The 26,295-nt window shown below is 66.5% G+C and carries 21 protein-coding genes and 1 pseudogene; 8 read left to right on the forward strand and 14 right to left on the reverse strand.

Annotated features, from left to right (window positions below):
* Positions 1-5: 5 nt before the first annotated feature.
* From XarbCFBP7408_RS00275 to XarbCFBP7408_RS00295, 6 genes and pseudogenes are all read right to left on the reverse strand, one after another.
* Positions 6-752 carry a CvpA family protein gene (locus XarbCFBP7408_RS00275; protein WP_104560382.1) on the reverse strand — a complete coding sequence of 249 codons (747 nt, stop codon included), beginning with the start codon at positions 750-752 and terminating at the stop codon, positions 6-8.
* A gap of 224 nt (positions 753-976) precedes the next feature.
* Positions 977-2,056 (reverse strand): SPOR domain-containing protein, encoded by a 1,080-nt coding sequence (locus tag XarbCFBP7408_RS00280; protein WP_104560384.1) that lies wholly within the window; start codon positions 2,054-2,056, stop codon positions 977-979.
* A gap of 59 nt (positions 2,057-2,115) precedes the next feature.
* Positions 2,116-3,408 carry a bifunctional tetrahydrofolate synthase/dihydrofolate synthase gene (gene folC, locus XarbCFBP7408_RS00285; protein ID WP_104560386.1) on the reverse strand — a complete coding sequence of 431 codons (1,293 nt, stop codon included), beginning with the start codon at positions 3,406-3,408 and terminating at the stop codon, positions 2,116-2,118.
* A gap of 454 nt (positions 3,409-3,862) precedes the next feature.
* The gene (locus tag XarbCFBP7408_RS00290) at positions 3,863-4,507 is read right to left on the reverse strand and encodes a histidine phosphatase family protein (RefSeq protein WP_104560388.1); all 645 of its coding nucleotides are present in this window, start codon (positions 4,505-4,507) and stop codon (positions 3,863-3,865) included.
* Positions 4,508-4,598: 91 nt separating this feature from the next.
* Positions 4,599-4,787 (reverse strand): annotated as a pseudogene (locus tag XarbCFBP7408_RS23440) (S46 family peptidase); the annotation flags it as partial.
* Positions 4,788-4,801: 14 nt separating this feature from the next.
* On the reverse strand, positions 4,802-6,883 hold the full coding sequence (locus tag XarbCFBP7408_RS00295; protein WP_104560390.1) for a phosphocholine-specific phospholipase C: 2,082 nt from the start codon (positions 6,881-6,883) through the stop codon (positions 4,802-4,804).
* Positions 6,884-7,077: 194 nt separating this feature from the next.
* Here XarbCFBP7408_RS00295 and XarbCFBP7408_RS00300 point away from each other — a divergent pair, with 194 nt between their 5' ends.
* The 3 genes from XarbCFBP7408_RS00300 (at position 7,078) to XarbCFBP7408_RS23445 (ending at position 11,408) form a co-directional block, all read left to right on the forward strand.
* On the forward strand, positions 7,078-9,423 hold the full coding sequence (locus XarbCFBP7408_RS00300) for a TonB-dependent receptor (RefSeq protein ID WP_104560392.1): 2,346 nt from the start codon (positions 7,078-7,080) through the stop codon (positions 9,421-9,423).
* Positions 9,424-9,797: 374 nt separating this feature from the next.
* The gene (tdh, locus tag XarbCFBP7408_RS00305) at positions 9,798-10,832 is read left to right on the forward strand and encodes an L-threonine 3-dehydrogenase (protein WP_172641694.1); all 1,035 of its coding nucleotides are present in this window, start codon (positions 9,798-9,800) and stop codon (positions 10,830-10,832) included.
* Between the two features lie 315 nt (positions 10,833-11,147).
* On the forward strand, positions 11,148-11,408 hold the full coding sequence (locus tag XarbCFBP7408_RS23445; RefSeq protein WP_181106496.1) for a hypothetical protein: 261 nt from the start codon (positions 11,148-11,150) through the stop codon (positions 11,406-11,408).
* Between the two features lie 123 nt (positions 11,409-11,531).
* Here XarbCFBP7408_RS23445 and XarbCFBP7408_RS00315 read toward each other — a convergent pair whose 3' ends face one another.
* The 5 genes from XarbCFBP7408_RS00315 to XarbCFBP7408_RS00335 all read right to left on the reverse strand — a co-directional run bounded on the left by XarbCFBP7408_RS00315 (position 11,532) and on the right by XarbCFBP7408_RS00335 (position 16,475).
* Positions 11,532-12,248 (reverse strand): TorF family putative porin, encoded by a 717-nt coding sequence (locus XarbCFBP7408_RS00315; protein WP_104560396.1) that lies wholly within the window; start codon positions 12,246-12,248, stop codon positions 11,532-11,534.
* A gap of 273 nt (positions 12,249-12,521) precedes the next feature.
* Positions 12,522-13,553 carry a sulfate/molybdate ABC transporter ATP-binding protein gene (locus tag XarbCFBP7408_RS00320; RefSeq protein ID WP_104560766.1) on the reverse strand — a complete coding sequence of 344 codons (1,032 nt, stop codon included), beginning with the start codon at positions 13,551-13,553 and terminating at the stop codon, positions 12,522-12,524.
* 7 nt (positions 13,554-13,560) lie between these two features.
* Positions 13,561-14,514 (reverse strand): sulfate ABC transporter permease subunit CysW, encoded by a 954-nt coding sequence (gene cysW, locus XarbCFBP7408_RS00325; protein WP_104560398.1) that lies wholly within the window; start codon positions 14,512-14,514, stop codon positions 13,561-13,563.
* Complete coding sequence (gene cysT / locus XarbCFBP7408_RS00330) at positions 14,511-15,371, reverse strand: sulfate ABC transporter permease subunit CysT (protein ID WP_104560400.1); 861 nt, start codon at positions 15,369-15,371, stop codon at positions 14,511-14,513. Before cysT ends, cysW begins: the two co-directional genes overlap by 4 nt.
* Before the next feature lie 3 nt (positions 15,372-15,374).
* Complete coding sequence (locus XarbCFBP7408_RS00335; RefSeq protein WP_181106498.1) at positions 15,375-16,475, reverse strand: sulfate ABC transporter substrate-binding protein; 1,101 nt, start codon at positions 16,473-16,475, stop codon at positions 15,375-15,377.
* Positions 16,476-16,564: 89 nt separating this feature from the next.
* Between XarbCFBP7408_RS00335 and kbl the strand changes: the two genes are divergently transcribed.
* Both kbl and XarbCFBP7408_RS00345 read left to right on the forward strand, forming a co-directional pair.
* The gene (gene kbl, locus XarbCFBP7408_RS00340; RefSeq protein ID WP_104560402.1) at positions 16,565-17,773 is read left to right on the forward strand and encodes a glycine C-acetyltransferase; all 1,209 of its coding nucleotides are present in this window, start codon (positions 16,565-16,567) and stop codon (positions 17,771-17,773) included.
* Positions 17,773-18,162 carry an HNH endonuclease gene (locus tag XarbCFBP7408_RS00345; RefSeq protein WP_104560404.1) on the forward strand — a complete coding sequence of 130 codons (390 nt, stop codon included), beginning with the start codon at positions 17,773-17,775 and terminating at the stop codon, positions 18,160-18,162. Before kbl ends, XarbCFBP7408_RS00345 begins: the two co-directional genes overlap by 1 nt.
* On the opposite strand, the gene XarbCFBP7408_RS00350 is transcribed toward XarbCFBP7408_RS00345, so the two are convergent.
* From XarbCFBP7408_RS00350 to XarbCFBP7408_RS00360, 3 genes are all read right to left on the reverse strand, one after another.
* Entirely contained in the window at positions 18,116-18,973 is an 858-nt protein-coding gene (locus XarbCFBP7408_RS00350) for a pseudouridine synthase (protein ID WP_104560406.1), read from the reverse strand. The genes XarbCFBP7408_RS00345 and XarbCFBP7408_RS00350 overlap by 47 nt on opposite strands.
* A 19-nt stretch (positions 18,974-18,992) precedes the next feature.
* Entirely contained in the window at positions 18,993-19,508 is a 516-nt protein-coding gene (locus tag XarbCFBP7408_RS00355) for a hypothetical protein (RefSeq protein ID WP_024938551.1), read from the reverse strand.
* Between the two features lie 190 nt (positions 19,509-19,698).
* Entirely contained in the window at positions 19,699-20,796 is a 1,098-nt protein-coding gene (locus XarbCFBP7408_RS00360; protein WP_104560408.1) for an OmpA family protein, read from the reverse strand.
* Positions 20,797-21,212: 416 nt separating this feature from the next.
* Between XarbCFBP7408_RS00360 and XarbCFBP7408_RS00370 the strand changes: the two genes are divergently transcribed.
* From XarbCFBP7408_RS00370 to XarbCFBP7408_RS00380, 3 genes are all read left to right on the forward strand, one after another.
* Entirely contained in the window at positions 21,213-22,244 is a 1,032-nt protein-coding gene (locus tag XarbCFBP7408_RS00370; RefSeq protein WP_104560410.1) for a zinc-binding alcohol dehydrogenase family protein, read from the forward strand.
* 101 nt (positions 22,245-22,345) lie between these two features.
* Complete coding sequence (locus XarbCFBP7408_RS00375; protein ID WP_104560412.1) at positions 22,346-24,385, forward strand: NADPH-dependent 2,4-dienoyl-CoA reductase; 2,040 nt, start codon at positions 22,346-22,348, stop codon at positions 24,383-24,385.
* A 307-nt stretch (positions 24,386-24,692) separates the two neighbouring features.
* A complete protein-coding gene (locus XarbCFBP7408_RS00380) occupies positions 24,693-26,006 on the forward strand; it encodes a hypothetical protein (RefSeq protein ID WP_104560770.1) in 1,314 nt (437 codons plus the stop codon).
* Positions 26,007-26,295 lie beyond the last annotated feature (289 nt).

The following is a 26,295-nucleotide window of genomic DNA, read 5'->3' on the forward strand; positions in this document are numbered from 1 at the left end:
CGCCGTTACTGTGAAGGGGGCCGTGCCTGGCCTTGGGACTCGACCCGAGCCGGGTCGCTTTCTCCGCCGCGAACCTGCGCCGGATCGATATTGGCCGGCATCGCCTGCGCCGGATCGCGTCCGTCGCTGGCGGCTTTGCCGGGTTGCCCGAGCGCACGCGTGATGGTGTCGCTCAGACCGGACCCGGACAGCGCCTTGCCCAGGTCCGTATTATCGCCTGCCGAGGGCAACTTCCCCAACTCCGTTGGCAAGTTGCCGAGTTCCATCGATGGCATGTCCATCGACGGCATCCGCCAGGCCGGCAGTTGCGCCCGCATCCAGCTCGCGCCCGGCGACAGCATCGGCATCAGCAGCGACTGGCGCCAGGACGGCTCGCGCGGCAGCGGCGTGAGGCTCATCAGCAGCACCAGCACGCTGGCCAGAAAACCGCCGCGCACCAGACCCAGGCCGAACCCGAGCATGCGGTCCATCCCGCCCAGGCGCACCGCATCCACCCCGGCACGGATCACCATGCCGATCACCGCCACGGTGATCAGCACGCCCACGAACACCATCGCATAGCCGCCGAACGATTCGGTGGCCGAGGGATGCCTGCCATCGGCGATCCAGCGCGCGGCCGGGCCGCCGAACTGGAACGTCGCCCAGCCGGCCAGCAACCACGACAGCGTGCCGACCACAATGGCGACAAACCCGCGCAGCAGGCCCAACAGGGCCGACACCAGGATGATGACGCCCAGCACCATGTCGATCATTGCCCACTTCTCCGCGCGGCGCGCGCGCCGCTGGTCCAACCTGGCTCGGTGTTCATTGCGCTCCCCTCCATGGGTGTGAGGCGATCAGGAAATCCGCTCGCTGCCGGCGATACCACGCAAGCGACGATCGGGCGGGCTGCGGACGAGCCGCACTGCGCGCAGTGGATCCACCGGCATGCCGATCTCCGCCATGCACCGCGCCCGCCGGTTGGCGGCGCCGTGGTTTACGGATGCGGGCGCACCATGCCGGAAATGCCGACCTTGGCCGCCACCTGCGCACGCAGCTGTTCGGCATCGCCCCGGTTGGCCACCGGGCCGACCCGCACGCGGTTGAGCGCGCCCTTGTCGGTCCGCACCTGTTCGACGAAGGCGCTGAAACCGGCTGCGCGCACGCGGTCGCGCAAGGCGTCGGCGTCTTCGGCGCGACCGAAGGCGCCCAGCTGCACCGCAAAGCCGACCGAACTGGCCGCAGGGGCTGCCGGCGCGGCGGGCGCCGCGACGGCCGGCTTGGCGGCCTCGGGCCTGGCCGGCTCGGTCTTCGCCACCTCCGGCTTGGCCGGAGCAGGCTTGGGCGCTTCAGCCGGCTTGGGCGCGGCGGCCACCGGCTTGGCCGGCTCCGGCGGCAGGCTTTCGGTCTTGGTCGGGGCGGCGGTGCTGGCGGCGGCCACGCTGCTGCTGGGTTTTGCGGCCGGGGCCGGGGCCGGCGCCGGCGTCGGTGTACTGGCTGCAGGCGCCGGCGCGGCGGCATTGGCATCCAGCGTCACCACCTGGGCGTTGACGTCGCTGCGCACCTTCACCGCCTGCAGGCGCGCCGATTCGGCCTGTGCCTGGTCGACATACGGCCCCACGCGCACGCGCCAGGCCGGGCGGCCGTTGATCTGGGTCTTTTCGCTGAAGCCGGGCAGCTGCGCCTGCTTGAGCCGCGCCAGCACCGCGTCGGCATCGGCGCTGGTGGCGTAGGCGCCGAAGTTGACCGCGTAGTTGCCGGCCGCCACCTCAGGCGCCGACGGCGCGCTGGACGGGTTGGCCAGATCGGCCGCATCCGGGTTGTCCTGCACCGCAGCAGGCGCGGTGGCGGCGCCGCGCATGCCCAGCGCGCCACCGGCAGGCGCATCGCCCGGGGTGACCAGCGGCAATTCGCGGGTTTCGAACTCGCCATTGGCCGGTGCGGCAGGCGCCTCCAGCGGCACATCGGCCACGCCGCTCGACGGCGCAGGGCCCTTGACCAGCATCGGCAGGAAGATCACGGCAAGCGCCACCAGAACGATGGCGCCAATCAGTCGCTGTTTCAGAGCAGTATCCACGTAAAGAGACGAGAGGCGGCGTGGCGGGGTGCCGCGGCGATTATAAGGCCGCAGCCGGGCTACCGCCCCGGGTGGACTGAACGAAGTGCGTTTAGGGCGTCGGCAACGCTATGAAACGAGCCGAACACCAGCACCCGATCGCCCGGCGAGGCCTGCGCCAGCACCGCGCGCAGGGCGCCCGCCACATCGCCATGGCAGGCCGCCTGCGCTGCGGCACTGCCCTGCAGACGGGCCTGCAAGGCCTGCGCCGACTGCCCCCGCGCACCATCCAGCCCGGCCAGGGCCCAATGGTCGACCTGCGCGGCCACCGCCTCCACCACGCCCAGCACATCCTTGTCCGCCAATGCGGCGTAGATCGCATGGGTACTGCCGGTGTGCGCCTGCGCGCCCAGTGCGTCGGCCAGCGCGCGCGCGGCCTGCGGGTTGTGGCCGACATCCAGCAGCACCTGCACGCCATCGATGTCGCTGCGCTGCAGGCGACCGGCCACCCGTGCATCGGCAATGCCCTGCGCCCAGGCGGCCTCGGGCAGTTCCACCGGCAAGGCCTGCAACGCGGCGATCGCCGCGGCGGCGTTGGCCAGTTGCACCGGCGCCTGCAAGGCCGGCATCGGCAGCTCCAGGGTCACCGCGACATCGCGCCAGCGCCACTGCGGCGCGTCCGCGTGCTGCGCCTCGATCGGCTCGAAGAAGTAATCGCTGCCGGCGCGGATCGCATTGGCGCCCAGCTGGTAGGCCCGCCGCAACACGCTCGACGGCGGGTCGATTTCGCCCAGCACCACCGGCTTCCAGGCGCGGATGATGCCGGCCTTCTCGGTGCCGATCGCCTCGCGGTCCTCGCCCAGCCAATCGGTGTGGTCGATATCCACGGTGGTGATCACCGCCACATCCGAATCAATGATGTTGACCGCGTCCAGGCGCCCGCCCAGGCCGATTTCCAGCACCGCCAGGTCCAGCCCGGAGCGCTGCAGCAGCCACAGCGCCGCCAACGTGCCGTATTCGAAATAGGTCAGTGCGGTCTGGCCACGCGCCGCTTCGACGGCGGCAAAGGCGTCCACCAGTTGCGCGTCGCCGGCCTCGTTGCCGTCGATGCGCACGCGCTCGTTGTAGCGCAGCAGATGCGGCGAGGTGTAGCTGCCCACCTTCCAGCCGGCGGCCTGCGCGATCGCCTCGATAAAGGCCACGGTGGACCCCTTGCCATTGGTGCCGCCGACCACGATGACGTGCCTGGCCGGCGCGGCAAGCTGCAGACGTGCCGCGACCTCGCGCACGCGCTCCAGCCCCATGGCGATGTTCTGCGGATGCTGCTGCTCGATGTAGGCGAGCCAGTCGGAGAGGGAATCGGTTGCGTTCACGGTCAGGGCTGCGCGGGAAGAACCGCATTATCGCCGTTTGCCGGCACGCAACGCACATCGCCAGGCAGGCCGGCAGATCGCGTGCTGTCGCATGCGCCGACAGGGTGCGCGCGCCTCAGCCAGCAACTGGAGGAGCGCTGTCGCCCGCAGTCAAGGGACATCGGAAATGGCCGCAATGCGCATGCCCACCATGGAGCGTTGACCGCGCAACGGCACCGAGACGCGCTGCTGGGGATGACACCGGGACTGCGCTTGATCGATGCACGCATGGCCCGGCAAACGATGCGCGAGCGGCCCGCCACTCAACCGGTACCGCACGCCCGCGCCCCGGGCATGGAGGCGGTCTGCACGACATGCGTCTGCTCGACATCGATGCCGGCGATGTGAGTGCAGACCCAGGGCCAGCTCGGGCCAGCACGCCACAACGTGCCCGGCATGCCTGCCGGGCGTTGTCTTACAGCGCCCGATGCTTGGCTTCACCAAAAAACGGCGTGTGATGCGCGCAGTCGTTGAGCCGCACCACTTCCAGGTGATCCACGTCCTCGCCTTCGAGCAGGTTGAGCGTGGTCGGTGCCTGGCGGAAGGTCCACAGCCGGGACAGCGGCAGGCCCAGGATCTTGCACAGGATCACGCGATTGACCGCATCGTGCGCGACCACCAGCAAGGTGTCGGCCGCGCCCAGGCCTTCGGCCGCGCGCGCCAGGCCGCGCCAGCTGCGGTCCAGCACCTGCCGCAGGGATTCGCCTCCGGGCATCAGCACGGTATCGGGCTCGTCACGCCAGGCGCGCAGACGTGCCGGATCCTTGTCGTTGATCTCGCTGGCCAGCAGGCCTTCCCATTCGCCGTGGGCGATTTCCTGCAGGTCCGCATCGGTCTGCAGCAGGCTTTCGCGGTTGCCGCCCAGCGCCAGCCTGGCGGTGGCCTGCGCACGCGACAGCGGCGATGCCACCGCGCGGGTGATCTCCAACGATTGCAGACGCGCGCCCAGGGCGGCGGCCTGGCCTTCGCCGACCGGCGACAGCGGGATATCGATCTGGCCCTGGTAACGGCCTTCGGCGTTCCACGGCGTCTCGCCGTGACGGGCAAGCAGGATGCGCATGCGCGAGAGATTCCTTGGGGAAGGGGCCGGCTCGCCGCAGCGAAACGGGAGCGCATGATAACCCCTCCCGCTGCGGTGCCGGCCGCCCGCGTCAGCGCATGCCGAGTTGCTGCAACAGCTGCGATGCGGGGCGACTCCGGCATGACCCGGCGCAAATACCGGCTATCCACGGCGATCTTGCGGGTCATCGCCGGATCGAAGATCCCGTTGCGGCTCACCGACTCCCGGTTGCCGTCGAGGCCAGGCCGACCCGCCTGCCCTGCGCGCCCATCATCGGCGCGTCCCGGCGCCGGCTCAGGCGCGCCCGAATGCCGGATCGCTGCGGCTGGGCCTGCCGGTTTCCAGATGCCCGGCCAGGCGGCGGCGGAATGGCGCGCCCGGTTGTTCCAGCACCACGTCGTACCAGTGATCGCTGGCAGCAAGCGCCAGACGCACGGTCTGGCGCTGACCTGCAGCCAGGTGCAGCGAGCGCGCGGTCGGGTCTGCGTAGTCCAGCGCGCGCAGTTGCAGCGTGCACGGCTGCTGCCCGGCATTGCCGATGTCCAGCACCAGCGCCTCGCCGTCCTGCCGCGCCTCCAACCATGGCGCAGCCGACTGCGTCCCGGCCGCAGCGAGGTCGCCGGCGAATTCGCGCAGGAAGCCATTGGGTCCATGCACGCTCAGCGCATAGCCGCCGTTGTGCGCAGCGCCGACCGGTACATCGTGGAGGCGGGTGCCGGGCAACACGGTGTAGTACCACGGGCCGCCGCTTGCAGCGTTGGTGTAGACGTTGAACGCGGCCGCCGCAGCGCCACTGTTGACGAACTGCAGTTGCACGCCGCTGTCGCCCTGCTCGCGCGCATGCACCTGCAAGGCATACGGCAGCGCGCGCGCCGGACGTTGTCCCGGCTCCTGCCGCGGCATGCTGGCCTGGGCCGGCGGCACCGGTAGCGGCTTGTTGCGCACTGCGGCGGTGCGCGCGCGGTAGTCGTCGACCGACGGCAATGCGCGCAGTGCCGAGTCGTCCGGCTTGCGGAAATCGAACACGCTGGTGAGATCGCCGCTGACCGCACGCCGCCACGGGCTGATGTTGGGTTCGGCCACACCGAAGCGGCGTTCCAGCAAGCGCAGCACCGAGGTGTGATCGAACACCTGCGAATTGACCCAGCCACCGCGCGTCCAGGGCGAGATCACCAGCATCGGTACGCGAATGCCCAGCCCCATCGGCACACCTTCGTAGACCTCCCCGCGCGTCTCGACATTGCTGCGCCCCATGCGCGCATCCAATGCCGGCAGCGCTGCGGGAACGTGATCGAAGAAGCCGTCGTTCTCGTCGTAGTTGATGATCAGCGCGGTCTTCGCCCACACCTGCGGATTGGCGGTGAGCGCATCGATCAGGCGCGCCACCAGCGATTCGCCATAGGCCGGCGGCGCTTCCGGATGCTCGCAGTACGCGGTGGGCGGCACGATCCAGGACACCTGCGGCAAGCGATCGGCCTGCACGTCGGCGGCGATTGCGGCGATCAGATGCTCGGCCTGCGTGGTGGCGGCATTGTCTGCAGTGGACCCTGGCACGCAGGCACGCGCGCGTCGATAACGTTCGTCGCCGGGGTGCAGATCGCGGTAGTGCGAAAAATACGCCAGCGAGTTGCAGCCGAAGTTGTCGTACTCCTGGTATACGCGCCAGTCCACGCCGGCGGCCTGCAGGCGCTGCGCATAGGTGGTCCAGTCCATCGCCGCATAACCGGGCTTGTCGCGCGCCATGTCGGCGGTCCAGTTGCCGTCGTCGGCATTGGTCACCGCCTGCGCGCCGAGATTGCCCACGCTGGTGCCGCTGGTGCCGGTGAACAGGTACATGCGATTGGGATTGGTCGGCCCGTGCAGCGAACAGAAATAGCCATCGCAAATGGTGAACGCATCGGCCAGTGCGTGGTAGTACGGGATGTCGTGACGCTGGAAATATCCCATCGTCAATTCGCCCTTGTACGGCACCCAGGCGTCGTACTCGGCCCAGCGCGCCGGGTCCTGGCCGTGGCCGGCTTTCCACGAATGATCCAGGCTCTTGATCAACGGCGCGCAGGTGTCTTGCGAATCGAAAGCGAACGGCAGCAGGCGACGACCATCGGCGGCCGGCTGGCTCCAGACCGGGTGACCGTCGCGCAGCTGCAACGGGCGCGGATCGCCGAAGCCGCGCACACCGCGCAGCGCGCCGAAGTAATGATCGAAGGAGCGGTTTTCCTGCATCAGGATCACCACGTGTTCGATGTCGCGCAGCGTGCCGGTGCGCGAGTTGGCCGGCAGCGCGAGTGCGCGGCCGATCGAGGACGGCATGGCGCCGGCGGCGGTCAGCGCGGCGACGCGCCTGAGGAAATCGCGGCGCGAGGGGGAGGACGTCATGGCTACGGAACCTGCAGGAAATACGTGTACATCGCCGCGCAGTGCGGCCGGGTACGACACGTATAGCGGCCAAGCACGACAGTTTTGCGACAGCCACCGTCATCAATGTTTCATACGTCGTTGACACCCTGCGTCGCGAAACGCCGGTCCTGCACCGCGCGTTGCCCTCAGCCGTGCTCGAACAGGATTCCCCCATGACTTCCGCTCGCCGTTTTCATGTCACTCCGCTGGCGCTTGCCCTGGCCGCGCTGCTCCCCGCCATCGCCTCTGCTGCCACACCGGCGGCCGATCCGGTTGCCGGTGCAGATGCGCCGGTAGCCGATGCCCCGGCCAGCGTGGCCGATGCCGCCACCAACGCCACCCAACTGGACGCGATCAACGTGGTGTCGCAAGGCAGCACCCGCCAGGTCCAGCGCATCAGCCGGCAGGACATCGAGCAGCTGACACCGGGCAGCAGCGCCTTCAAGGCAGTGGAAAAGCTACCGGGCGTGCAGTTCCAGTCGGCCGATCCGTTCGGCACCTACGAGTGGTCCACGCAGGTCACCCTGCACGGCTTCGATCAGAGCCGGCTGGGTTACACGCTCGATGGCATTCCGCTCGGCAACATGAGCTACGGCGTCACCAACGGCCTGCACATCACCCGCGCCATCATTTCGGAAAACCTCGGCTCGGTGGAAATTGCGCAAGGCGCCGGTGCGCTGGGCACCGCGTCCAACACCAACCTCGGCGGCACCATGCAGTTTTACTCGGCCGACCCGCAGAGCACGCCGGGCCTGCGCCTGGTGCAGACGGTCGGCAGCGATGCCACGCGCCGCACCTTCGTGCGCGGCGACACCGGCGACCGCAACGGCTTGTCGGCGTACCTGTCCTATGCCAATGCCAGCACCGACAAGTGGAAAGGCTTCGGCGACCAGCAGTCCGAGCAGGCCAACCTCAAGACCGTCTACCAGTGGGGCGACGGCAACCGTCTGAGCCTGTTCGTGGACACCTCGCGGCGCAAGGAATACGACTACATGGACCTGTCGTTGACCAGCCAGCGCGCACTGGGCTGGGACTACGACTACCTGCAGCCGGATTGGGCCACCGCCGTGCAGATGGCGCGTGCGTATCAGAACACCGGCGCCACCAGTGGCGTGGCCAACGGCTATCCGCAATCGCTGGCCGGGCTGCCCGACGATTACAGCTGGCTCGACGCCAGCTACTACGCTGGCGGCGGCCTGCGCCGCGACAACCTGGCCGGGCTGTCGGGCACGTTCGTGTTCGGCGACGCCACCCTGGATGCCACCGGCTACTACCACGGCAATCGTGGCGAAGGTCAATGGGTGACACCGTATGTACGCACCTCTGCGCAGGTGCCGCTGTCGATGCGCACCACCGACTACGGCCTGGATCGTTTCGGCGGCACCAGCGCCTTGAAATGGTCGTGGGGCAACCACGATCTGGAAGCGGGCCTGTGGGCGGAAAACGCACGCACCACGCAGCAGCGCAACTACTTCGCGCTCGGCAACGAGGGCTATACCTCGCTGTACAACGTGTATGAAGCGCAGACCCCGTTCCGTCGCGATTTCCTTCAGCGCTACACCACCCAGACCCGCATGCTGTACCTGCAGGACACCGTGCGCCTGCTCGACGATCGGCTGACCCTCAACTACGGCGCGAAGGCGCTCAGCACCACCACGCGCGCGCAATCGCTGGTGCCGACCACCGCACTGGCACAGGGCCGCATCCGCGCCGAAGACAACTTCCTGCCGCAGGTCGGCGTGAACTACAAGCTGGACGAGCGCAAGGACCTGTACGCCTCCTACAGCAAGAACATCGCCGCGTTCGGCTTCACTCCGTTCGGCACCTCGCAGGCGGCGTTCGACCGCAGCCGTTCCACGCTGGAACCGGAAGAATCGCAGACCGTGCAGGTGGGTTACCGCGTGCAGGATGCGCAGTTCCAGCTGTCGGCCGATGCCTATTTCACCAAGTTCTCCAACCGCTTGTTGACCACCTCGCCGTGTACCGCCGTGCAGACCTGCGCGGCAATCCTGAGCAATGTCGGCGCCGTGCATAGCGCGGGTGCCGATCTGGCCTTGATGTGGCGCCCGGTGGAGGGCCTGAGCTGGTTGAACTCGCTGTCGTGGAACCGCTCGCGCTACCAGGACGATTACCTCAACAACGGCGTGGTCGCCACCTCCGGCAAGGACGTGGTCGGCATCCCCGCGTTGATGTTCTCCTCCAGCGCCAGCTACCAGCTCGGCAACCTGCGCCTGGATCTGGACGGCAAGTACGTCGACAAGCGCTACATCACCTTCCTCAACGATTCGCAGGTGCCCTCGTACTGGCTGTTCAATGCCGGCGCGCGCTACGAGTTCGGCCGTGTCGGTGGACTGGCGGATGTGGCGTTGGCGCTCAACATCACCAACCTCACCGACAAGCGCTATTTCGCCAGCACCGGCACCAACGGCTATGTCGCCTCCGATCCGGATGGCTACAACCAGACCATGGTGGTCGGCGCACCGCGGCAGACCTTCATGAGTCTGGATGTGAAGTTCTGAGTCGCCGCCGCTGTAGCCCCTCTCCTTCGGGGCGAGAAGGCACGGCTTGCGCGCCACCGGCGCGCGTGGTTGGGAGCGCCCTGCCCGCACGTGCGGGCAGGGGCGCGGAGCAGGGGCTTCTAGGGTGAGGGTGACGCCGGTGATCCAGCCTGGCGACGCGTGGCGACGCATTTGTCTTTGCATGTACTGGTAAATCTCTGAGGCGCCCCCGCATCCGGCGCTGCGCCATCTTCTCCCGCTGGGAGAAGGGCGGCACCGGCCCTACCCCGCCATGATCCGTGTCGGGCAACACCGCAATTCCCGCACCGCCGCATGGCCGCGACCTCGCGCCGCATATAATCGCCGTCTTACTTTCACTCAGCAGGTCCCGCCAGATGGCGCAGACGATGAAGGCGCTGGTCAAGCGCGAAGCAAACAAGGGCATTTGGCTGGAACAGGTCGCCGTTCCCAGCCCCGGCCCCAACGAGGTGCTGATCAAGCTGGAAAAGACCGCAATCTGCGGCACCGACCTGCATATCTATCTGTGGGACGAGTGGAGCCAGCGCACCATCAAGCCCGGCCTGACCATCGGCCATGAGTTCGTCGGCCGCGTGGCCGAGCTCGGTTCGGCGGTGACCGGCTACCAGGTCGGCCAGCGCGTGTCGGCCGAAGGCCACATCGTCTGCGGCCACTGCCGCAACTGCCGTGGCGGCCGCCCGCACCTGTGCCCCAACACGGTCGGCATCGGCGTCAACGTCAACGGCGCCTTCGCCGAGTACATGGTGATGCCGGCCAGCAACCTGTGGCCGATCCCCGACCAGATTCCCTCGGAGCTGGCCGCATTCTTTGATCCTTACGGCAATGCTGCGCACTGTGCGCTGGAGTTCGATGTGATCGGCGAGGACGTGCTGATCACCGGCGCCGGACCGATCGGCATCATTGCCGCCGGCATCTGCAAGCACATCGGTGCGCGCAACGTGGTGGTCACCGACGTCAACGACTTCCGCCTCAAGCTGGCGGCCGACATGGGCGCCACGCGCGTGGTCAACGTGTCCAAGACCTCGCTCAAGGAGGTCATGGCCGACCTGCACATGGAAGGCTTCGACGTGGGCCTGGAAATGAGCGGCAACCCGCGCGCCTTCAACGACATGCTCGACTGCATGTACCACGGCGGCAAGATCGCCATGCTCGGCATCATGCCGCGCGGCGCCGGTTGCGATTGGGACAAGATCATCTTCAAGGGCCTCACCGTGCAGGGCATCTACGGCCGCAAAATGTACGAGACCTGGTACAAGATGACGCAACTGGTGTTGTCGGGTTTCCCGCTGCACAAGGTGCTGACCCACCAATTGCCGATCGACGATTTCCAGAAGGGCTTCGACCTGATGGAAGAAGGCAAGGCCGGCAAGGTCGTGTTGAGCTGGAACTGATCGGCCGATACGTTTCAACGCAAAAGGCGCCGCAAGGCGCCTTTTGCATGTCCGTCTTCAGAGCGCAGGCAACGCAGCAGGCAACGCTCACTGGTCGAGGGCGCGGCGCCCTCACCGCACCAGAAAATGCGTCGGTTACCTTGTTGAAAGCCTGCTTGTTGCTCTGCTTGTGATGGAACGTTTGTCAGACGCACCGTCGTCCGAACAACGCACGCCATGTCCCGCTTGCAACCTGCACACCGACCGTCTCAACTGGCCCTTGCCCGCTCACCGTCGCGGGACCTTACGCGGCATGGATGCCGCGTAAGAGCCTACATGGACGTCCTTGCGGCGTGTCATGCGCGCGCGCAGCTGGCGGCCGGCGTCCTGCTGCCGGCGTTGCAGCAATTGCAGTCGCGCCTGCGGGCTGTGCGCACGCAGGCGCAGGGCGAGCCGGTCGGCGCGCTGCATCGCGTTGCCCAGCGCGCCCGCGACGGTGGGCGGGCAAGGGCCCTGCAGCCAGGCAGCAGATCAGCCGCTCCGCAAGTGATCTATCCGCACGATGCATCATTCAAAGACAAAACAAACGATATTTGAGCCTCGCTGTCCTTCAAATTTAGACACCGAAGAACCCGGGCATCAACTCTTGTTGCCGCCTCACCACTACCACTGCACGGCCGAGTCGTTAGAGCCGCTGTTCCAGCGATTGCCATCACGGCATCACGGCCAGGTGACCGTGGCAGTCGCGACCAGATGGTTCTGCGAATTCTGTCGACCGAAGCCGAATTCCGCTGCCTCGCTGGTGTCGTAATAGCCCACGCTCAAACCCAGCGGACCGAAGGCCTTGCCGACATTCACGCCGAAGTCGTTGTAGTCGTGATCCACCTGGCTCAGCGACGAGGTATAGACGCTGTGCCCCGCATGCGCGCCGAAGGTGAAGTCGTAGGGCAGCGACCAGTTGGCATCCAGCGCGTAGTAGTAGCCATCGGTCTTGCTGCCGTAGAGATCGTCGGTATAGGCAACGGTGAGGCTATAGGTTTTCAGGAACGTGGTCTTGGTGATCAGCTCAGCGTAATTGGACGCACCCGCTCCCAGGTACTGGTAGCGATTGACCATCACATCGAAATTGAAGTTGGTGCCCAGATCGGTGTTGTAGCCGACAAAGCCATCCACTTCCCAATCCGGATCGCCGGCACCGTAGTCGACGTTGGACGTCCAGGTGCCGATGTACAGGCCGAACGGCGTCTTGTAGGTGAGTCCGGCCTGGAAGGCCGGCTCTTCATTGGTCTGCGAAATACCGCGGAACAGGTAGTCGCTGGTCACCGCAAAAGTGCCGCTGAAGGGAGAAGCGGCGGCTTGTTCGTCCTGCGCCTGTGCCAACGGCACCACACCGAGCAACAGCAACGACAGACAACACGCGAGCGAGGACGGCTTCATGGACATCTCCTGGAACGATGGGCGGTCGGATTGCGCAAGGCGGGACTGCCATGACTTCTTAGTCCAACCGTCATTGCAGCGCAACATGCACGTCGCGCTCGCTTGACCCAGCGCACACGCTGGAGAGCCGATGACGCTGGTCAGCGCTCTGTCTCATCGACCGCCGGCGCGAAATCTTGATGGGCCGGGAGTGGAGATTGGGGATTAGAAATTAGCAGGGATTCGCTTCGCTTCTGCGCATCCCCAATCCCGAATCCCCAATCCCGGCTTAGATCAGACCGGAAACACGCCGTAATGCCGCGCAGCCAGCCGCAGCTGCTGCCCGGGCTGAAAGCTGCCCGCCGATGCCGGCAGCTCCACTTCCACCTCGTTGCCTGCCGGCTCCAGCGTCGCGCGCAGGCGCAGACGCGCCCCGCTGCGCTGCGACCAGGCCACCGTGGCCGGCCAGCCGGCATCGTCCGGCACCAGATCCTCCGGCCGCACGTAGACCTCTACCGGGCCAGCCGCCAGCGCGGCATTGGCCACCGGCAAGGCATGCCCGGCAACCTGGATCTGGCCTTGCGCCAGCACGCCGGGGATGCGGTTCACCGCTCCCACGAAGGAGTACACGAACGGCGAGGCCGGCTTGTCGTAGATCATCGCCGGCGTGTCGAGCTGCTCGATGCGGCCACGGTTGAGGATCGCCACGCGGTCGGCCAGCTCCAGCGCCTCTTCCTGGTCATGGGTGACGAACACCGTGGTCAGGCCGGTCCGCTCGTGCAGCTCGCGCAGCCAGCGGCGCAGATCGCGGCGCACCTGCGCATCCAGCGCACCGAACGGCTCGTCCAGCAGCAGCACGCGCGGCTCGATCGCCAAGGCGCGCGCCAGCGCCACGCGCTGCCGCTGGCCGCCGGACAGCTGGGTGGGATAACGCTGCTCCAGGCCCTGCAACTGCACCAGCGCCAGCAGCTCCTCCACGCGTGCGCGGATACGCGCTTCGGCCCAGCGCTCGTTGCCGCGCCGCACCCGCAGGCCGAAGGCGATGTTCTCGAACACGTCCATGTGCTTGAACAGCGCGTAGTGCTGGAACACGAAGCCGACCCGACGCGACTGCACGCTCATGCGGGTGGCATCTTCGTCGCCGAACAGCACCTGCCCGCCATCGGCATGCTCCAGCCCAGCCATGATCCGCAGCAAGGTGGTCTTGCCCGAACCGGACGGGCCCAGCAAGGCCAGCAACTCGCCCTGACGCACGTCCAGGGTGATGTCGTCCAGCGCGGTGAACGTATCGAACTGCTTGCGCAGGCGGTGGATGCGGATGCCCATGTTCACCTCAATGTCGGTGGTTGGCAGCGAGCGAATCGCCGTGCCGCCATTCCAGGTACGTCTTCAGCGCCAGCGTCAGCAGCGCGGTCAGTGCCAGCAACGAGGCACACGCAAACGCGGCGCTATAGGCGTATTCGTTGTAGAGAATTTCCACATGCAGGGGCAGCGTGTTGGTGCGCCCGCGGATATGCCCGGACACCACCGACACTGCACCGAACTCGCCCATCGCACGCGCCGCGCACAGCAACACGCCGTACAGCAGGCCCCAGCGGATGTTCGGCAGGGTCACCCGCCAGAACATCTGCCAGCCATTGGCGCCCAGGCTCAAGGCGGCCAGTTCTTCATCGCTGCCCTGCTGTTCCATCAACGGCATCAGCTCGCGCGCGATGAACGGGAAAGTGACGAAGGTCGTGGCCAGCACGATGCCGGGCAACGCAAACACGATGCGCGGCAACTGGATCAGCAGCTCGCCAAAAAACGGCAACTGCAGCCGCCAGCCTTCGTCGATCAACGGCCATGCCCAGCCGCTGCGGCCGAAGATCAGCACGAAGATCAGGCCCGCCACCACCGGCGACACCGAGAACGGCAGGTCGATCAGGCTGATCAGCAAACGCTTGCCGGGGAATTGGTGCTTGCTGACTGCCCACGCCGCCGCCACGCCGAACACCAGATTCAGCGGCAGCACGATGGCAGTGACGATCAGGGTCAGCTTGATCGCCGACAACGCATCCGGGTCGACGATCGCGCGCAGGAAGGTCGCCCCGCCGCCACGCAGCGCCTCGGCGAACACCAGCACCAGCGGCAGCAGCAGGAACGCCAGCAGGAACAGCAGCGCCCCCGCAATCATCAACCACTGCACCCAACGCGGCTCGTTGGTGGCCGAGTCGGTGATGCGGCGGGTCTGCTCGGTCATCTGGCGGGTGTGCAACATGGCAGGCAGCGGCGAAACAGCATCGCTCATGCAGTCCTCCGTTGATAGCGCAGCAGGCGTGCCTGCAGCGTATTGACCACCAGCAAAATCACCAACGACAGCAGCAGCATCGCCGCGGCAATCGCAGTGGCGCCGGCGTAGTCGAATTCTTCCAGCCGGATGGTGATCAGCAACGGCGCGATCTCGGTGGAATTGGGCAGATTGCCGGCGATGAAGATCACCGAACCGTACTCACCCACGCCACGCGCGAAGGCCAGCGCAAAGCCGGTCAGGATTGCCGGCCACAGTCCCGGCAGCACCACCCGCCACACTGTCTGCCAGCGCGATGCGCCCAGCGTGGCGGCGGCCGCTTCCAGCTCGCGCTCGCTCTCGGCCAGCACCGGCTGCACCACCCGCACCACGAACGGCAACCCGACGAACACCAGCGCCAGCACGATACCCAGCTGGGTGTAGGCCACCTTGATGCCGATCGCCTCCAGCCAGCGCCCGACCCAGCCGTTGCCGCCGTACAAGGCGGTCAGCGCGATGCCGGCCACTGCGGTCGGCAATGCGAACGGCAGGTCGATCACCGCATCGAACAGGCGCTTGCCCGGAAAGCCGTAGCGCACGAACACCCAGGCCACCCAGGTGCCCATCACCGCATTGAAGGCGCCGGCCGCAAACGCGGTGCCGAAACTCACCCGCAGCGCCGACAGCACGCGCGGCTCGCTCCACACCCGCCACAGGCCGTCCCATCCCAGCCCGCTGGTGTTGATGAAGATGCCCAGCAACGGGATCAGCACGATCAGGCCAAGCCAGGTCAGCGTGATACCCAGACTCAAGCCCAGCCCCGGCATCACGCGTCGGCGCGGTGACGGCGCTGGGTGGTGTGCAACCGACATCTGCATCGCCTACTTTTTTGCCTGGATCTGATCGAACACGCCACCGTCGGCGAAGTGTTCCTGCTGCGCCTTGTCCCACGAGCCGAACGCGTCCTGGATGGTCACCAGCTTGATGTCCGGGAAACGCGCCAGGTCGGCAGGGTCGGCAAATTCCGGATGGCGCGGGCGATAGAAATGCTTGGCCGCCAGCTTCTGCCCTTCCGGCGCATACAGGTAGCGCAGATAGGCCTCGGCCACCTCACGGGTGCCGTGCTTGTCGACATTCTTGTCGACCAGCGCCACCGACGGCTCGGCCAGGATCGACAGCTTGGGCACCACGATCTCGAACTTGTCCTTGCCCAGCTCTTCGCGCGCCAGCAGCGCCTCGTTTTCCCAGGCCAGCAGCACATCGCCGATGCCACGCTGCACGAACGTGGTGGTGGCGCCGCGCGCACCGGTATCGAGCACCGGCACATTGCGGAACAACGCCTGCATATAGCGCAGGATGCGCTCGCGGTCGCCCTTGAAGATGTGGTCGGCGTAGGCCCAGGCGGCCAGGTAATTCCAGCGCGCGCCACCGGAGGTCTTGGGGTTGGGGGTCACCACCGCCACGCCGGAGCGCAGCAGGTCCGGCCAATCGTGGATGTTCTTCGGGTTGCCCTTGCGCACCAGGAACACGATGGTCGAGGTGTACGGCGCGCTGTTGTCGGGCAGGCGCTTTTCCCAGTCGCTGTCGATCAGCTTGGCCTTTTCGGCGATCGCATCGACGTCGTAGGCCAACGCCAGCGTGACCACATCGGCTTCGATGCCGTCGATCACCGCCCGTGCCTGTTTGCCGGAGCCGCCATGCGAGGTCTCCACCGTGACGGTGTCCTGCGGATGCTTCTGCTTCCAGTTCGCGGCGAAGGCGCTGTTGTAGTCGCGATAGAACTCGCGGGTGGGGTCGTAACTGACATTGAGCAGGCCGATATCGCGCGCACCTGCCGGGCCGGCCAGGACCAGCAGGCTGCACAACACGGTCGATACAAGACGGAAGCGGGGGTGGGTCACAGCAATCTCCAAACCGTTGGGGCGCAGCTGAACAGCAAGCATGCCATGCTGCGCAGCGGCACGCAGGCGGTGAAATGACATCAAGGCCGCACCTTATGCCGATTCTGCATGACGTAGTGGTATGCCACCGTGATCGTTAAAATCATGCGTCTCTTGCCACTGCGACCGTCATGACCAACGCTCCTGCTGCGCTGACCGCCCATTACGCCGCCGAACTGGACACCATCCAGGCCCAGGGCCTGTTCAAGTCCGAGCGCATCATCACCGGCCCGCAGTCGGCGCGGATCACCCTGGCCGATGGCCGCAGCGTGCTCAACTTCTGCGCCAACAACTATCTGGGCCTGGCCGACCACCCGGACATCATCCGGGCCGCCAAGGACGCGCTGGACACGCACGGCTTCGGCATGGCCTCGGTGCGCTTCATCTGCGGCACCCAGGACCTGCACAAGCAGCTCGAGCGCACCATCGCCGACTTCTTCGGCACCGAGGACACCATCCTCTACGCCGCCTGTTTCGATGCCAACGGCGGCCTGTTCGAACCGCTGCTCGGCGAAGCGGACGCGATCATTTCCGACGCGCTCAACCACGCCTCCATCATCGACGGCGTGCGCCTGTGCAAGGCCAAGCGCTTCCGCTACGCCAACTGCGACATGGCCGATCTGGAAGCGCAGCTGCAGGCCGCCGACGCCGCGGGGTGCAAGACCAAGCTGATCACCAGCGACGGCGTGTTCTCGATGGACGGCTTCATCGCGCCACTGGATGAAATCACCGCGCTGGCGCGCAAGTACGACGCGCTGGTGCATATCGACGAATGCCACGCCACCGGCTTTCTCGGCGCCAGCGGCCGCGGCTCGGCCGAGGTCAAGGGCGTGCTGGACCGGATCGACATCATCACCGGCACGCTGGGCAAGGCGATGGGCGGCGCCCTGGGCGGCTTCACCACCGCCAAGCGCGAAGTCATCGAACTGCTGCGCCAGCGCTCGCGCCCCTACCTGTTCTCCAACTCGCTGCCGCCGCATGTGGTGGCTGCCGGCATCAAGGCCTTCCAGATGCTGGAAGCCGCCGGCGAGCTGCGCATGCAACTGGTCGACAACACCCGCTACTTCCGCGAGCGCATGACCGCTGCCGGCTTCGACCTCAAGCCCGGCGTGCACCCGATCAGCCCGGTAATGCTCTACGACGCGCCGCTGGCGCAAAAATTCGCCGAGCGGCTGCTGGAAGAAGGCATCTACGCGATCGGCTTCTTCTTCCCGGTGGTGCCCAAGGGCCAGGCGCGTATCCGCACCCAGATCAGCGCCGCGCACACCCGCGAGCAGCTGGATCAGGCGATCGACGCGTTCATCAAGATCGGCCGCGAACTGGACGTCATCCAGCACTGATGCGCTCGGTGCTGCGCCAACGGCTGCTGCTCGCGGCGCAGACCGATACCCAGGCGCAGCTGTTGCATGGCAACTGGGAAACCCGCTGCCTGCATTGCCGTCGGCGCCTGCAACTGCGCGGCGATGGCGAACCGCTCGGGCACACCACGCTGGAACACGTGGTCCCGCAGGCCTGGTTCGGCCGTCGCGCGGCGGCGGCCCTGTGTGCGCTGGTCGGCAACGATGCCAATGCAGCGCGCAATCTCGCCCTGGCCTGTGCCGGCTGCAATCATGCCAAGGGCCGACGCCACGATGCCAACGGTGCCGGCGACGCCCGCGCCGTCGAGGTGGTGAGCGCCCTGCTCAGCGCGCGTCTGGCGCGCTGGCGGGAGCCGCCGTCAGCGCGCTGACTTCGGCTGGACTGAGCATCCGCCACGCCCCCTTGCCCAGCTCGCCCATCGCCAGCGAGCCGATCGCCACCCGCACCAACCGCAGCACGCCGATCTCCACCGCAGCCAACAAGCGGCGGATCTGCCGGTTGCGGCCTTCGTCCAGCACGATCTCCAGCCATGCATTGCGCTCGCCTTCGCGCAGCACGCCGACCCGCCTGGCGCGCAGCAGCACGCCCTCGCCGTCCGGATCGGGATCGACCACGCCGGCCTGCAGTTGCGCCAGTTGCGCAGCGCTCGGGCGGCAATCGATCTGCACGTGATAGGTCTTGTCCGGCCCGGTCGCCGGATCGGTCACCGTGGCCGCCCATTGCGGATCGTTGCTGAAGAGCAGCAGGCCTTCGCTGGCCTTGTCGAGTCGCCCGACCGGGGCGAGCCATGGCAATCCGGCGCCATCGAAGCAGCGATACACCGTGTCCCTGCCCTGCTCGTCGCGCGCGGTGGTGACCACGCCACGCGGCTTGTTGAGCATCAGGTAGCACCGCGCCGGGCCGGCCATAGGCTGTCCGTCGATGCGGATAGTGGAGTGCTGATCGGCGCGGATCGGATATTCGGGATCGTGCACTACGCGCGCCGCCACGCTGACCCGCCCGTCGACGATCCAGCGCGCCGCTTCGGTACGCGAACACACGCCCAGTTTGGACAGCACGCGCGCCAGTCCATGGCGTGGCGCGGCATTGCCGGGTGCAGTAGCAGAGACGCGCGTTGCGCCTGCCGCACCCGGACCACGCTGACGTTGCCGGGACCTCGCCGGCGCAGGCCGCCGGGTCATGTCGTCCCGACCGCGTTGCTTACTTGTTTTCGACCGACTTGGCGTCGGCCGCAGGCGTTGCGGTTGCGGCAGCAGCCGGAGCCGGCGCAGCCACCGGGCGTGCCTTGACCACACGCACGCCGCGCGCCTTCATCCAGGCATCGAATTCTTCGGCGGTCATGCGCTTGCCGTTCTGGCTCATGTCAAAGCGCCACGGCGTGTTGTCGAACGCGGTGGTGGCCTTGTAGGCGGCCGGATCGTTCGGATTGACGGTGCCGCCGGGCGGAATGACCTTGGCCAGATCCTGGCAGCCTTCCACGCGCAGACGCAGCAGCACGCGGTCCACCGACTGCTCGGTGGTGTAAGGCTGTGCCAGCACGCCGGTGGGCATGCCCAGCTGCACGCTACGGGTGTAGAACTCGGCGGCCGCCGGCGCGATGACGGTAGCGGGCAACGGCAGCGGCTGGGACACCGTGCTGCCGGCGCAGTTCGGAGCGGCGTAGGCGGCGGGAATCAAGGCAAGACAGAGCAATCCAGCCGTAGCGGTACGCAGCATCGGGTTCTTCCAATTATGAGTGTGGTGTCGACGCGGCGAGTGTAGGCAGCGATGAACGCCGTTTCAACCGGAAGCGTGCCTGGATGGCAACGCAGACAGGATTTGCATCACCCAACGGTAGGTTTTGCGGCCCCACAAAGACAAAACCCGGCGCAAGGCCGGGTTTTGTATGCAACAGCTAGCGGTCCAATTAGTTCTGGACGTTCAGCTCGGTACGACGGTTCTTCGCACGGCCTTCCGGATTGTCGGAACCATCCGGGTTGGCGTTCGGAGCAATCGGACGGCTCTCGCCGTAGCCGATCGGGCCGACCAGACGCGACGCATCGACGCCGTTCTTGGTCAGGTAGTCGTACACGGTGGTCGCACGACGCTCGGACAGCTTCTGGTTGTACTCGTCGGTACCCTTCGAGTCGGTGTGACCAGCAACCTCGACCTTCAGGTCGGGGTAACGCTTCAGGATCTCGGTCGCTTCGCTCAGGATCGAGACGGCGTCCGGACGCAGGGTCGACTTGTTGAAGTCGAAGTTCACGCCCTTCAGATCGATCGACACAGGCACCGGGCAACCGTCCGGACCGATGGTCTGGCCAGGCTGCGAAGCCGGGCACTTGTCGTCGCAGTTGTTGACGCCGTCACCGTCGTCATCCAGGTCTGCGCAGCTCGGAGGAACCGGAGCCGGAGCCGGCGGCGGAGCGGTCGACGGAGCCGGTCCCAACGGGATCACGACGCCGACCGAAGCCAGCACGTCGCCGAACCAGTCTTCCTGCGGAGCGGCAACGCTCTGGTCGTTGAAGTCAGCGCGGTAGGCCAACTCGGCACGCACGGCGACGCGCTTGTCGAAGGTGGTCTGCAGACCGACACCAGCCTTGGCGGCAAAGTTGCCGTCCTTCTGCTGGCCCGGCGAAACCGGGTTCGGGGTCGCGTCGAATTCTTCTTCCGAACGCTGGTAGCCCAGACCGAACAGCAGGTAGGGGTTCCAGCCGCGGCCTTCCTGGATGAAGTGGCGACGCAGGTCGAACGAGATGCCGTACTGGCTCCAGTTCTGATCCTGGTTGGCATCGAAGTTCGGGTTCTGATAATTCAGCTCGCCGTCGATCGACCAGTTCGGGCTGACGAACTTGCCCAGACCCAGGGTGACGAACGGGGCATCATTGGTCAGACGATCGCTGTCCTGGAAGTTGAAGCCAGCGCTACCGGTCAGGTACCAACGGTCATCGAACTCCTGCGCGGAAGCAGCCTGGGCAACCGCCAGACCGCCGAGCAACGCGGCAGTGAGAATTTTCTTGTTCATGTGTATACAGCTCCTTCTTTGGGAGATAAAACCGATAGAGGCGTTGTTCTTGGTAAAGATGCTCGTCACATCCAGAGCCATCGGGGCGCAGATTAAGCCGGCTTCAGTGAAGATCGCGTTAACGGTCATATAACATGTGAAAGCAATCACCAGGGCCGGCGATCCCTTCCAATACTACGTATACAGTTTCATGAAGGGAAGGACCGCGCACTCAGTTTGCACATCTGACCTGCATGAACCGCAGCCCAATTAAGCCAGTTGAATACGTGGGCGGACCGAGCCGGCCGGCCGGTTGCGCAGTGATGCGAAAACCACATTGGTGAACGCCAGGCCCCGTCCGAGCTGAATTGTGGGGTCGGTGGTTGCGGCGCGACGGCTTCACAACGCACCCTGAACTCCCCACATGGAGCGCCCCGATGAAAGCTGTCGTCATCACCCGTCATCTTCCGATCGACGATCCCGCCGCACTGCTTGACATGGAACTTCCGGCCCCGTCGGCCCCGTCGGCCCCGTCGGGGTATGACTTATTGGTGCGCGTCGAGGCGATCTCGGTCAATCCGGTCGACACCAAGGTGCGTGCACCCAAGCCACAGACGCTGGATGCGCCGAAGATCCTGGGCTACGACGCGGCTGGCGTCGTCGAAGCGGTAGGCCCCGAGGTCACCGCGTTCGCAGTCGGCGACGAGGTGTATTACGCGGGCGACATCGGCCGCCCGGGCAGCAACGCGCAATACCAATTGGTCGATGCGCGCATCGCCGGCTGCAAGCCCACCTCGCTCAGCTTCGCCCAGGCCGCGGCCCTGCCGCTGACCACGTTGACCGCCTGGGAGCTGCTGTTCCAGCGCATGCCGTTTTCTTTCGACGGCGCGCGCAATCGCGGCAAGCACGTATTGATCATCGGCGGCGCGGGCGGCGTGGGCTCGATCGCGATCCAGTTGGCGCGGCATGCCGGTTTCAGCGTGATCGCCACCGCCTCTCGGCCGGAAACCATCGAATGGGTGCGACAGATGGGCGCCCAGCATGTGATCGACCATCACCAGCCACTGCAGCCGCAGTTGCAGGCCCTGGGCATGCAGAGCGTGGACGCCGCACTCAACCTGGCCGACACCGACCGCTACTGGGAGCAGCTGGGCGAGATCCTGGCACCGCAGGGGCATGTGGGCTTGATCGTGGAGCCGCGCGGCCCGCTGTCGATCGGCGATCCCTACAAAGCCAAGTGCATCGGCATCCACTGGGAGCTGATGTTCACCCGTGCCCGCTACGCAACCGAGGACATGGTCGAGCAACACCGCATCCTCAACCGTGCCGCCAGCTTGATTGATGCGGGCGAATTGCGCACCACCCATACCGAAACGCTGTCGCCGATCAATGCGCAGCAATTGCGCGAGGCGCACCGACGGCTGGAAAGCGGCAGCACGATCGGCAAGCTGGTGCTGGCGGGCTGGTGATCGGCTTTAGCGCTTGAGTCCGGCTGCCGCGCCGGTCAAGACTTGCCGCCAGGCCCGTTTGCCTGCATCGTGCGCACTCCGTACGCCAGCGTATCCACACCATGTCGCGCGCCACCGGCCCGTCCGTCTCGTCCTACCCGCACCTGTTCGCACCGCTCGATCTGGGCTTCACGCAACTGCGCAACCGCGTCCTGATGGGCTCGATGCACACCGGTCTGGAAGACCGGGCGCGCGATTTCCCCAAACTGGCCGCGTATTTCGCCGAGCGCGCTGCCGGCGGGGTCGGCTTGATCGTCACCGGCGGCTTTTCGCCGAACGTGGTGGGCTGGCTCAAGCCGTTCGGCGGCAAGCTGTCATGGCCGTGGGAGGTGCGCCCGCATCGTCAGGTCACCCAGGCGGTGCATGCGCACGGCGCCAAGATCTGCCTGCAGCTGCTGCATGCCGGGCGCTACGCCTATCACCCGCTGTCAGTGGCACCGTCCAGACTCAAGGCGCCGATCAACCCGTTCACCCCGCGCGCGCTATCGGCACGTGCGGTGGATCGTCAGATCGCCGCCTACGCGCGTGCGGCGCGGCTGGCGCGCGAGGCCGGCTACGACGGTGTGGAGGTAATGGGGTCGGAAGGCTATCTGATCAACGAATTCACCGCTGCGCGCACCAACCGGCGCAGCGATGCCTGGGGTGGCGATGCGGCCAGGCGCATGCGCTTTGCGGTGGAGATCGTGCGACGCATCCGCGAGGCCTGCGGGCCGGACTTCATCATCATCTACCGGCTGTCGCTGGTGGACCTGGTCGAAGGCGGCAACCAGTGGCAGGACATCCTGACGCAGGCGCAGGCGATCGAGGCGGCCGGCGCGACCATCATCAATTCCGGCATCGGCTGGCACGAGGCACGCATCCCGACCATCGCCACCTCGGTACCGCGCGCGGCATTCGCCGGTGTAACCGCCAAGCTCAAGCCGCACCTGCGCATTCCGGTGGTGGCGACCAACCGCATCAACATGCCCGACGTGGCCGAGCGCATCCTGGCCGACGGCGCGGCCGACATGGTGTCGCTGGCGCGCCCGCTGCTGGCCGACCCGCAATGGGCCAACAAGGCCCGCGCCGGCCAGTCGCACGCCATCAATACCTGCATCGCCTGCAATCAGGCCTGCCTGGATCACGTGTTCGACAACAAGCTGGCGAGCTGCCTGGTCAACCCACGCGCAGCGCACGAAACCGAACTGATCTACGCACCGACCCCCAATCCCAGGCGCATTGCGGTGGTCGGTGCCGGCCCGGCCGGCCTGGCCTGCGCGACGGTAGCCGCCGAGCGCGGTCACCATGTCACCTTGTTCGATGCAGGCGATGCGATCGGCGGGCAATTCAATGTCGCCAGGCGCATCCCGGGCAAGGAAGAATTCAACGAGACGCTGCGCTACTTCCGCCACCGCATCGACGCGACCGGGGTGCAGCTGCGCCTGAGTACCCATGTAGACGCGGCAGATCTGAAAGACTTCGACGAGATCGTGCTGGCCACCGGCATCGAGCCGCGCAAGGTGGACTTCCCCGGCGCCGACCACCCGATGGTCGTGAGCTATCTGGACGTGGTGCTGGGCCGCCATGTCGCTGCCGACAAGGTCGCGATCATCGGCGCCGGCGGGATTGGCTTCGATGTCGGCGAATTTCTCGTGCATACAGGGCCATCGCCGTCGCTGGACCCTGCACGCTGGATGGCCGAATGGGGGGTGGACCCCAGCTTCGAGACCGCTGGCGCATTGGCCAAGCCACAGCCCGAGCGCCCTGCCCGCCAGGTCTGGCTGCTACAGCGCAGCGCCGGCAGCCCCGGCGCGCGCCTGGGCAAGACCACCGGCTGGATCCACCGCGCCACGCTCAAGGCCAAGGGCGTCAAGATGCTGGGCGGCGTGGAATATCTGGGCGTGGAAGACGCCGGGCTGCGAATCCGCGTGGAAGGCGCCGAGCAATTGCTCGATGTCGGCACGGTGGTGATCTGCGCCGGGCAGGAACCGCGCCGCGACCTGCTGGCCGCGCTGCAGGCCAACGGCCAGCAACCGCATCTGATCGGCGGTGCGGATGTCGCCGCCGAACTGGATGCCAAGCGTGCGATCGATCAGGCCTGCCGCTTGGCGGCGAGGCTGTAGCGCGCATTGCCGCAAAGCGTTGAACGTCACAGCAGCCTGAGCGCGACGCCCGCACGACGCTCTGCGCGAGCGACGTGCGGGCGGGACTGGCGCAACGCGACGGTAACCCGGATGGTGGCGGCGATGAAGCGATGACCGGTCCGCCCCTCCGATGCCGGCACGGGCGTCCACACCGGCGTCCGATGTGCCGGATCGGTGCGGATCCCAACACTGCCCATCGATCACGCCCCCCGCCATGCAAACGCTGCTGATCGATGCGGCGCGGCCCCTTCTTTTTCCTGTCGCGCAGCTCGGCTATAAATCGCACATGACCTCGACGCCGATTGCATCGCCGCCTCCGATCCTGCCGCCGGCAGCGCTACGGGCCTATGTTGCGGCCCATTTCGGCAAAAGCCTGCTGTGGTACACCGGCGAGTTGCTGCTGATCTTTGCGTTGACCGAATACGTCGGATTGAGCGCGGCGGCGGCTGGCGCGTCGGTTGCCGGCGGGTTGGTGGTCAGTGCGGTGATGGGCATGCTTGCAGCGCGACGCTGGAGCGCCGGCGTCAGCCTGGCCTGGGCCGGGCGCTCGCAATGGCGCGGCATCGCATTGGCAGCGGTCGCCCTGGCGCTGCTGTTCGTGACGCCATCACTTCCCGCCGATGTCCGCCTGACCAGCGTGTTGCTGCTCAGCCTGCCCTTCCGTGCGGCCTATGCGGTCGGTGACGTCGCACAGAACACCTTGCTGGGATTGGGCCACTGGCCCTGGCGTGGCGCACGCGGCGTCAGTGCGCTGCGTCTGATCGGTAGCGGGCTGGCCGCGCTCTTGGTCAGCGCCGCGATCGGCCTGGTCCTGAAGGCCGGCACGCCTGCCGCCGCATCGACCGCGTTGGTGGTGGTCGCGCTGATCAGCAGCATCGCCCTGTTGTCGTCATGGTGGTTACGCAACGCACTGCAGGTTTACGCGCATACCGCTGCCGCCACGCCATCGCCGCTCGCTGCGCAGGCGTGGCGACGCGATCAGTTGCTGCCCTTGGCGGTCATCGCCGCATTGGCCTTGGCGTTGCCGACGTTCACCAAATTGGCGCCGTATCTGGCGCAGTCGCGGCTCGGCTCGGCTGGATGGGGCAGCGCGGTATTGATTGCATACGCGGTGGGCAGCATCTGCATACAGCCCCTGGCAGCGCGTTGGCCGACCGTGGCGATGCGTCGATTGGGACTGAGTGGAGCCGCATTGTGCGGCCTGGGATTGATCTTCGCCATCGCCACGTCTCGACATTACCTGCTGGATGCCAGCCTGGCCTTCGGCATTGGGTTGGCGGCCGGTAGTGCCGGGCAATGGGTGTGGGCACGCCATGCAGAACTTGCTTCGCGCCATGGCCCCGCACAGCAGGCGCGCGAAAGTGCCGCACTCACCGCGACCGCCCAACTCGCGCTAGCAGCCGGCAGTGGCGCGATCGGACTGCTGCTGAGCGCATCCGGCTATCACACGGGAAACGATACGCATCTGGCGTGGGCGATGGCCTTGGGGCCGATGCTCTGCGGCGTGTTGTGCGTGCTGATCGCCTGGATCGGCAGTGCATTTGCACTGCCTGAAAAACGCAGGCCCGTTGCAGCAGCAATGCCGTCAAATCAGATCTGACAATCTCGATCGGGCCACGACGATTCCTTTCAGGGCGTGCATGAGGTTCTGCGCTGGCTGCAATCGCGGTCTTCGGCGATCGCCGCGCATGTCTGCATGTCTGCGTGTCTGCGTGTCTGCGTGTCTGCGTGAAATTATTTCGCACCGCGTCGAACTCGATGTGCGTGAGGCAACACGCCTGTACGCTTGAACATGTGCACGCGAATCAAGTAAAAGCGGCAACCAGCCTGCAATGCGATTGCGGCATGACCCATGCAGAGGCGCTACAGATACAGTCGAAGGAATCGTG

The organism is Xanthomonas arboricola pv. guizotiae, assembly GCF_002940205.1.
GTDB lineage: Bacteria > Pseudomonadota > Gammaproteobacteria > Xanthomonadales > Xanthomonadaceae > Xanthomonas > Xanthomonas arboricola_C.